Raw genomic sequence first — 8744 nt, 5'->3', positions numbered from 1 at the left:
ATCCCAGGCACAGCCCGGGCAGGTGGTTGTTGCCAGAGTTGATGAGGATGTTACCGTTAAGCGGTTTCAACGCGATGGCCACCAGGTGTTGCTACATCCGGAAAATAAAGAATTTGATGTGATTAAAGTAGACCTGCGCCAACAGCAGTTTGCTATTGAAGGATTGGCAGTTGGGGTAATCAGGAATGGAAGTTGGTTATAAAAAACTATTAGCTCAATAGGTTAATTGTTAATGAAGGCGCTGGTATGACCTGTTGGTTTTGCCGGCGCTTTTGTTATTTAGGGGTTTACACTGGCGTTGATTTGGATGATTCTTAGACAAAGGTTGCCGAAAAAATATCGGTTTCCGGTTTGGGTTACTGCGCGGGCAGTTAAAATTAAAAAACTATAACAATAATAAACTAAAGAAACGTCATACATAGGTTCGGGGGCTAGCGGTATTCACCGTATTTTCTATCGGTATTCGCCGTGTATTACTGTGTACAGGTTTCTGCGGTTTGCTTTGCAAATGACAGAGGAGAAGTACAGTGGCGAAGACGCGTAGTATACGTTGGTCGCTGCCGACCTTGCTTTTAGCCGCATCGGCTAATACAGCAGCCATGCCTTTAAATATGACCAAAGGCGTTACGGAGATCAGCCAGGAGGTTTACAGCCTGCACATGCTGATTTTCTGGATTTGCTGTGTTATCGGTGCAGTGGTGTTTGGGATAATGTTTGTTTCTATCCTGTTACACCGAAAATCGCGGGGCGTGCAACCGGCTCAATTTCATGAAAGTACCAAAATAGAAATTCTCTGGACCGCTATTCCGGTTGTTATCTTAATTGGTATGGCTATACCTGCTTCCAAAACGCTAATTGCCATGGATGATACCTCTGCAGCAGACGTCACGGTCCAAATAACCGGCTCGCAGTGGAAATGGCACTACAAATACCTTGGTAGTGATCTTGAATACTTCTCTGTGCTTGCCACCCCTCGAGAGCAAATAACGAATCGCTTTGAAAAAGGCGAAAATTATTTACTGGAAGTAGACCGGCCGCTGGTAATACCTACCGGCCAGAAAATACGTTTCCTGATGACCTCAGATGATGTTATCCACTCCTGGTGGGTACCCGCGTTTGCAGTTAAAAAAGACGCTAACCCCGGGTTTATCAATGAAGCCTGGACCCGGGTCGATGAGCCCGGGGTTTATCGGGGCCAGTGTGCAGAGCTCTGTGGTAAAGATCACGCATACATGCCAATAGTGGTAATAGCCAAAAGCCCGGATGATTATGCTGCGTGGAAGACTGCTGAAGAAACCCGGATAGCAGAAGCGAAAGCCGCTGAGCAGGAATTACTGGCAATGAATATGGACATGTCCGAATTAATGGCCAATGGTGAGCGTACTTACATCGCTTATTGTGCCGCTTGCCATCAGCCAAACGGAGCTGGTTTACCCGGCATTTTTCCGGCTCTGGCAGGTAGCGATCTTATCCTGAATGATAAAACAGCGCACATTGATATTGTGCTTAATGGCAAAAGCGGTACTGCAATGCAGGCGTTTGGCCGCCAGTTATCGTTAAAAGAATTAGCATCTGTCCTGACGTACACCCGCAATGCCTGGGGGAACGATACCGGTGATGCCGTCCAGGCTGCCGATGTTTTTAAAGTGCAGCAGGGTGAGGGAGAATAATCATGTCTGTAGTAATTACCGAACCAAATGATCAAGAGCATCATGAACACGATCATCATGATCACAAACCCAGCGGGATAACGCGCTGGTTATATACTACTAACCATAAAGACATCGGCACCATGTATCTGGTGTTTGCATTAATCATGTTCTTTATTGGCGGCACGATGGCGATGGTTATCCGGTTGGAGCTGTTTCAGCCCGGTATGCAATTTGTCGAACCACACTTTTTCAATCAGATGACGACGGTCCATGGCCTTATTATGGTATTCGGGGCGGTAATGCCTGCGTTTACTGGCCTGGCTAACTGGATGATTCCAATGATGATTGGTGCGCCTGATATGGCATTGCCGCGGATGAACAACTGGAGCTTCTGGATCCTGCCTTTCGCGTTTTTAATACTGTTGTTATCGCTGTTTATGCCTGGTGGTGGCCCCAGCTTCGGTTGGACGTTCTATGCGCCTTTGTCAACGACGTACAGCGGTGACAGCACCGCGCTATTTGTGTTCTCTGTCCATATTATGGGTATATCCTCTATCATGGGCGCAATCAACGTTATTGTGACAATCTGGAACATGCGGGCGCCTGGAATGACCTGGATGAAAATGCCGCTGTTTGTCTGGACCTGGTTTATTACCGCATTTTTGCTGATTATGGTCATGCCGGTGCTGGCGGGCGTGGTGACAATGGTATTAACCGATAAGTACTTTGGTACCAGCTTTTTTGATGCAGCAGGTGGCGGCGATCCGGTACTGTTTCAGCATATTTTCTGGTTCTTCGGTCACCCTGAAGTATACATCATGATCCTGCCAGCCTTCGGTATTGTCTCAGCTATTATCCCGACGTTTGCCCGTAAAAAGCTCTTTGGATATGCCTCAATGGTTTACGCGACGGCCAGTATCGCAATATTGTCGTTCCTGGTTTGGGCGCACCATATGTTCACCACCGGTATGCCGGTGTTTGCGACGCTGTTCTTTATGTACGCCACCATGCTGATAGCCGTACCTACCGGGGTTAAAGTGTTCAACTGGGTGGCAACGATGTGGCGTGGCGCCATGACCTTTGAAGTGCCGATGATGTTCGCACTGGCCTTTATTGTACTGTTTACTATTGGTGGCTTTTCCGGCCTGATGCTGGCGATAACCCCTGCCGATTTTCAGTATCATGATACTTACTTTGTGGTGGCACATTTTCATTATGTGCTGGTTACCGGCGCAATATTTTCAATAGTGGCAGCTGTTTATTACTGGTTACCGAAGTGGACCGGCAACATGTATGACGAAACGCTTGGTCAATGGCATTTCTGGTGCTCGCTTATTTCAGTAAACCTGTTGTTCTTCCCTATGCATTTTGTTGGCCTGGCGGGTATGCCCCGTCGGATCCCGGATTATGCACTGCAGTTTGCTGATTTTAATGCTTTTATAAGTATAGGTGGTTTCCTGTTTGGCTTGTCACAACTGATTTTTGTCTGGGTACTGATTAAATGTGCCCGAGGCGGGGTTAAGGCAACAGATCAGGTATGGGAAGGTGCAGAAGGTCTGGAATGGGAAGTGCCGTCACCGGCGCCATACCATACCTTTGAAACGCCACCGGTAATTAAGTAAGGAGCGGGCCATGGCGCAGAACAAACCGTTAATTGGCAAACTTATACTGGTTACGCTGGCAATGTTTGGTTTTGGTTTTGCGCTGGTACCGCTTTACGACGTATTTTGCGATTTAACCGGTATTAATGGCAAAACCGCGGCGGTAGCAGCAACGGGCGATAATGCCATTGTTGATACCAGCCGTGAAATAACCATTGAGTTTCTGGCGCGGCCTAACAAAGACATGCCATGGGTGTTTAAACCTGAAGTGCATAGTATGAAAGTACACCCTGGTGAAATTCATATAATGAATTATCTGGCAGAGAACCCGACCGGCCAGATGATTGTCGGCCAGGCCGTGCCTTCGGTGTCGCCAGGTCAGGCCGCATTATATTTTAATAAAATTGAGTGTTTTTGCTTCAGCCAGCAACAGCTGGCTGGCGGCAAAGATATGCTGATGCCGTTACAGTTTTATGTCGACCCGGCACTGCCGGCACAATTTAATACTATAACCCTGAATTACACCTTATACGATGTCACTCAGGCATGGGCAGACCAGCAACCATTACAAGATAATATTGGGGAATAAGATGACAACAAAAACCTACGAAAAATATTATGTTCCCGCCCAAAGTCCATGGCCAATTGTTGGTGCGGTTGCCCTGTTTTTTATTGCTTTTGGTGCAGGGCATCTGGTAATCGATGTAAGCAAGCAGCAAAGTGGCTTCGGTGGCTATTTACTGCTGCTAGGCTTTGCCGTGCTGGTATTTATGCTGGTGGGCTGGTTCCGCAATGTGATAGATGAGTCGATGAGCGGCTTGTACAGTAGTCAGATGGATCGGTCATTCCGCCAGGGAATGAGCTGGTTTATTGTATCTGAAGTGATGTTTTTTATGGCGTTCTTCGGGGCATTGTTCTACGGCCGGGTAATAGCGATGCAATGGCTTGGCGGCTCCAGTAACAACGCCATGACCTTTGAGTTACTTTGGCCAAATTTTGAACCTGTCTGGCCATTGGTGAAAACGCCCGGTGGTATTGAAACACAAGCGATGCCCTGGACTGGCTTACCATTAATTAACACTGCTATTCTGGTTATATCGTCTGTTACCCTGCATTTTGCCCATACCGGGCTGGAGCAGCAAAAACGCGGCCAGTTAAAGCTGATGTTGTTACTGACCCTGCTATTAGGCGCAACTTTCCTGGGGTTGCAGGTATATGAATATATTCACGCTTATCAGGATCTCGGGCTGCGTCTGGATTCTGGCTTTTACGGTAACACCTTCTTCCTGCTGACTGGCTTTCATGGTTTACACGTTACCCTTGGCGCTATCATCCTGCTGTTTGTGTTTTTCCGGGTGTTAAAGGGGCATTTCACCCCTGAGAAGCACTTTGCCTTTCAGGCCGCAGCCTGGTACTGGCATTTTGTTGATGTGGTCTGGATTTGTCTGTTTGTTATTGTCTATATCCTGTAACAATAATGGTTAGTAAGGTCTGGGGTTGGGCGTGATCCAACCCAGGGCCATCGCCAGCAACAAAATCAGCAGTACCAGTACGGAATAGAATACCCGGCGCCCGAGAAATCGAGACATTTGTTTTTGTTCCGGATCGTTACGCAGCATTATAAATCCGGCCCGGAACAGGTTGAAAACAATAAATAGTAGTAGTGCAATGATAACAAGCTTAAGCAACATCCTTTTTTATCTCCGGTTGGCAATTTATGCGGGTTAAACTATTTGGCCGCTATTTTGGCATTCACAAGGTGTGGTTGCTGATTACTGTGACGGCTTTTATTATTTTAAGCAAGCTTGGCTACTGGCAATTACAGCGCGCCGAAGAAAAAGCGATGCAGCTTAGTCAGTTGCAGCAACTGCAGCAGCAGGGTGCATTGAACTGGCAACAGTTGGCTGTGTTGACAGCAGCAGAGGCTGACGGGGTATTGTTTGCAGGCGACGGGCAATGGCTACAGCCTTATGTCTGGTTGCTGGATAATCAGATTGTAGAAGGTAAAGTTGGCTACGATGTGATTATACCGGTACAGAGTATGGAGAAAAGCCGGCCGCTGCTGGTAAACCTTGGCTGGGTTCCTGCCGGTGATAACAGGGCTGTGCTGCCTGAGTTGGTGATACCAGAGCAGTTGCAGCTGCAAGGATTGATTCGCAGTAAGGTTGGAGGCTTCCGGCTGGGGCCGAATACCGAAGGTACCGGTTGGCCGCAACGGATCCAGCAACCAGAGCTGGAACAGATGGCAAACCAGTTGCCGGTCGGCGCTTATGCTTTTTTGCTGTATCAGCAGGGAGCAAGTCCTTTTTTACCTCATTACCAGGCGGTGGTTATGCCCCCTGAAAAACACCATGGCTATGCGTTTCAATGGTTTATGCTGGCAATCGCCGTAGTTGCAGTGGCACTTGCTGCTGCCCGGCGCAGCGGGAGAGAGAATGAATAAGAATAAATTTATGCTGCTGTTCGTAGTGTGTTGTGTAATGCCGCTGGCGGCAGCAAAGCTGGTACTGGAAATGGGTTGGTTTAATCCAGGCTCATCCAGTAAAGGTGTGTGGCTTGAACAGGAGATCTTTCTGCTGGATGATATCAGCGGCCAGAAAAAGCACTGGCGGATTGTTATGCTGGCCGACACACCCTGTCAGCAGCGCTGTCAGAATGCATTACATACCGTGAAACAGCTATATATTGGTCTTGGTCGCAAGCAGGAACAGGTGCAACCTGTTGTGGTAGGAACCCTCAATGAGCCTGACGCTTATCCGATGTTTGTACAGCAGCGGGCTGAGATTAACGATGTGACATTACTGCAGCAACAAATATTGCTGGTTGATCAGAAAGGGTTGGTATTGCTGAGTTATCCGATGCCGGAGCAAGATGCTGAAATGGCAGACATTGCCCGCAGTATCCGTTATGACTTACTAAAGCTGTTAAATTATGACAGGACCAGTGTATGACCAGACATAAGAAGTTGGTTTCCATAACCCTGCTGCTTACCATGGTAGTGATTATTTATGGTGCTTTTACCCGTTTAACGGATGCCGGTTTAGGCTGTCCTGATTGGCCAGGCTGTTATGGTTTTCTGAAAGTACCCCAGAAGCCTGAGAGTATAGCGCTGGCCGCGCAGGCCTTTCCTGACCGGCCGCTAGAGCCACAAAAAGCCTGGAACGAAATGATTCACCGTTACCTTGCCGGTACATTGGGCTTGTTAATCGCCGCAATCATGGTCTCTGCTATTGTCAGCAAAAGGCGTCAGCCCCGTGCTTTGCCAAGCATGCTTTTGTTACTGGTAATATGTCAGGCGGCATTGGGTGCCTTTACTGTAACCTTGAGCCTACTGCCGATAGTCGTGCTGGCACATTTGCTCGGCGGTTTTACGCTGTATTGTTTGCTGGCGCTATATTGGATGCAGCTGACGCCTGAATTGCGCGTAGCCGAACCTGCTCTGGCAAAATTAAGACCGCTGGCAATTATCGCTGCCATAGTGGTAATGCTACAAATCGGGCTGGGTGGCTGGACCGCCGCTAATTATGCCGCGTTAGCCTGCATTGAATTGCCAGTATGTGAAGCAGGCTGGATGAGCCGGCTGGCGCTGGATGAAGCCTTTGATTTACACCTGGGTTACAGTGATTATGAATATGGCGTTATGTCAGCTGAGGCCCGTCAAACGGTGCATGTATTCCACCGGATTGGTGCTTTTATAACGTTGGCGGTAGTAAGCTGGTTTGCTGTCAAGCTGTACCGGCGGGCTCAAACTAAGATAATGCAGAATTTTGCGTTAGCAATGGGCGCGGTTTTGTTGTTGCAATTTATTCTGGGTCTGTTAAATGTGGTACTGCATCTACCTCTGGTTAATGCGGTAGCACATAATTTTGTCGGAGCGAACTTACTTATGATCATGGTCGTGGTGCTGTATCAGCTATACCGGCCTGCTGGCAGGGAGGCATAAATGGCAACAATAATGGTATCGAGGCAGAGTATGTCACGCTGGCGCGACTATCTGGAATTGACCAAGCCTAAAGTTGTCGCCTTGCTGGTACTCACAGCCTGGGTTGGAATGATGTTGGCGACGCCCGGCTTGCCGGATGTAGCTGTGGTGATTTTTGCGACGATAGGTATTGGCTTGTTGTCGGGCGCTGCTGCGGCACTTAACCATGTGGTTGATCAAAGAATTGATGCGCAGATGGCCCGGACTCACAGCCGACCTGTTGCCAAGGGCAGAGTCAGTTCGCAGCAAGCCATAGCATTTGCCTGCGCTCTGGCTGCTACCGGGTTTGTCTTGCTATATCTTGGGGTTAACCCGCTTACTGCCTGGCTGACATTGCTTAGCTTATTTGGCTATGCGGTGGTCTATACCATGTTTTTAAAACGGGCAACCCCACAGAATATTGTGATAGGTGGCCTAGCCGGTGCCATGCCGCCACTATTGGGCTGGACAGCCATCACCGGCGATATTCATGGCTATTCTCTGCTGCTGGTAATGATTATTTTTGCCTGGACGCCACCGCATTTCTGGGCACTGGCAATCCATCGTCGCGATGATTATGCCAAGGTGAATATGCCGATGCTGCCGGTAACCCACGGTATTGAATACACAAAAAGCGCTATTTTGCTATACACCGTGTTGCTTTGTCTGGTTTGCCTGCTGCCATATATTGTAGGTATGACGGGTGCAGTATATTTGCTTGGCAGTACCTTGCTTAATTTACGCTTTTTACAATACGCCTGGAAATTGAAATTCAATGCTGATAGCAAGACAGCAATGGCGACATTTAAGTTTTCTATTGTTCATTTGATGGTGTTGTTTTTAGTGTTGCTGGTTGATCATTACTTTAAGGTGTCTCCTTTTTATGTTTCGTAATGTCATTGTCGTGATGCTGTCGGCCGGTGCCGTTGTCGCCGGGGTAATGTTGTATTTGTTGTGGCAGCATCAACCATTACCCGAAAAAGCCCTGGTGTATCCGCAGCCACGCAATCTGTCTGAATTTAAATTGCTGGATCAGGATAGCGCTGTTCGTAGCCGGGCAGACTTAATGGATAAATGGACTCTGGCTTTTGTTGGTTATACTTTTTGCCCGGATATTTGCCCACTAACATTGGCTAAACTGGCGGGTGTCAGAGATGAGCTGGCAGTTAGCGTTGATAAGCCATTACAAATCTGGTTTATTTCGGTTGATCCGCAACGTGATACACCACAGCAACTAAAGCAATATGTTGATTATTTTAAACAGCCGGCATTAAGCGGCTTAACGGCCGGTCATGATCAGCTATTTCCGTTTGTTCGGGAACTTGGCTTAATGTATGCGATGAGCAGTACCACCGAGCAGGACTATCTGGTAGACCATAGTGCTTCAGTGGTACTTATTAACCCGCAAGGACAAGTGGCAGCAATTTTTAAACCGGATATGCTGCCAGGCGAAGTGCCGCTGGTTAACCGTGAGCAGTTACTCAGTGATTTTCCACTGGTATTAAACCAGCTGCAAAATCAGTAATCACC

Annotated in this window: 11 protein-coding genes; 10 read left to right on the top strand and 1 reads right to left on the bottom strand. The window is 48.0% G+C overall.

What is annotated here, in order from left to right:
* The 5 genes from KQY15_RS19120 to KQY15_RS17550 all read left to right on the top strand — a co-directional run.
* The coding region (locus KQY15_RS19120; protein WP_302850369.1) for a LexA family protein at positions 1–202 on the top strand (202 nt) is incomplete at its 5' end.
* A 325-nt stretch (positions 203–527) separates the two neighbouring features.
* Positions 528–1670 carry a cytochrome c oxidase subunit II gene (gene coxB, locus KQY15_RS17565; RefSeq protein ID WP_308160265.1) on the top strand — a complete coding sequence of 381 codons (1143 nt, stop codon included), beginning with the start codon at positions 528–530 and terminating at the stop codon, positions 1668–1670.
* Between the two features lie 2 nt (positions 1671–1672).
* Entirely contained in the window at positions 1673–3274 is a 1602-nt protein-coding gene (ctaD, locus tag KQY15_RS17560) for a cytochrome c oxidase subunit I (RefSeq protein WP_217671222.1), read from the top strand.
* Positions 3275–3284: 10 nt separating this feature from the next.
* Positions 3285–3842, top strand: a complete 558-nt coding sequence (locus KQY15_RS17555; RefSeq protein ID WP_217671221.1) for a cytochrome c oxidase assembly protein — start codon at positions 3285–3287, stop codon at positions 3840–3842.
* A gap of 1 nt (position 3843) precedes the next feature.
* Positions 3844–4725 carry a cytochrome c oxidase subunit 3 gene (locus KQY15_RS17550; protein ID WP_217671220.1) on the top strand — a complete coding sequence of 294 codons (882 nt, stop codon included), beginning with the start codon at positions 3844–3846 and terminating at the stop codon, positions 4723–4725.
* A gap of 9 nt (positions 4726–4734) precedes the next feature.
* On the opposite strand, the gene KQY15_RS17545 is transcribed toward KQY15_RS17550, so the two are convergent.
* Complete coding sequence (locus KQY15_RS17545) at positions 4735–4944, bottom strand: DUF2909 domain-containing protein (RefSeq protein WP_217671219.1); 210 nt, start codon at positions 4942–4944, stop codon at positions 4735–4737.
* A 26-nt stretch (positions 4945–4970) separates the two neighbouring features.
* Between KQY15_RS17545 and KQY15_RS17540 the strand changes: the two genes are divergently transcribed.
* From KQY15_RS17540 to KQY15_RS17520, 5 genes are read left to right on the top strand one after another with little or no spacing between them, the layout of a single operon-like run.
* Positions 4971–5696 carry an SURF1 family protein gene (locus tag KQY15_RS17540; protein WP_217671218.1) on the top strand — a complete coding sequence of 242 codons (726 nt, stop codon included), beginning with the start codon at positions 4971–4973 and terminating at the stop codon, positions 5694–5696.
* Positions 5689–6204 (top strand): redox-active disulfide-containing membrane protein, encoded by a 516-nt coding sequence (locus KQY15_RS17535; RefSeq protein WP_217671217.1) that lies wholly within the window; start codon positions 5689–5691, stop codon positions 6202–6204. Before KQY15_RS17540 ends, KQY15_RS17535 begins: the two co-directional genes overlap by 8 nt.
* Positions 6201–7196 (top strand): COX15/CtaA family protein, encoded by a 996-nt coding sequence (locus tag KQY15_RS17530; protein WP_217671216.1) that lies wholly within the window; start codon positions 6201–6203, stop codon positions 7194–7196. Before KQY15_RS17535 ends, KQY15_RS17530 begins: the two co-directional genes overlap by 4 nt.
* A complete protein-coding gene (gene cyoE / locus KQY15_RS17525) occupies positions 7197–8108 on the top strand; it encodes a heme o synthase (protein WP_217671215.1) in 912 nt (303 codons plus the stop codon). It begins immediately after the preceding gene.
* Complete coding sequence (locus KQY15_RS17520; RefSeq protein ID WP_217671214.1) at positions 8098–8739, top strand: SCO family protein; 642 nt, start codon at positions 8098–8100, stop codon at positions 8737–8739. Before cyoE ends, KQY15_RS17520 begins: the two co-directional genes overlap by 11 nt.
* Positions 8740–8744: the final 5 nt, after the last annotated feature.

The sequence above is a fragment of the Arsukibacterium indicum genome, assembly GCF_019100565.1.
GTDB classification, from domain to species: Bacteria; Pseudomonadota; Gammaproteobacteria; order Enterobacterales; family Alteromonadaceae; genus Alishewanella; species Alishewanella indicum.
The sequence above is the reverse complement of the archived record's forward strand: the minus strand, read 5'-3'. Positions and strand labels throughout refer to the sequence as shown.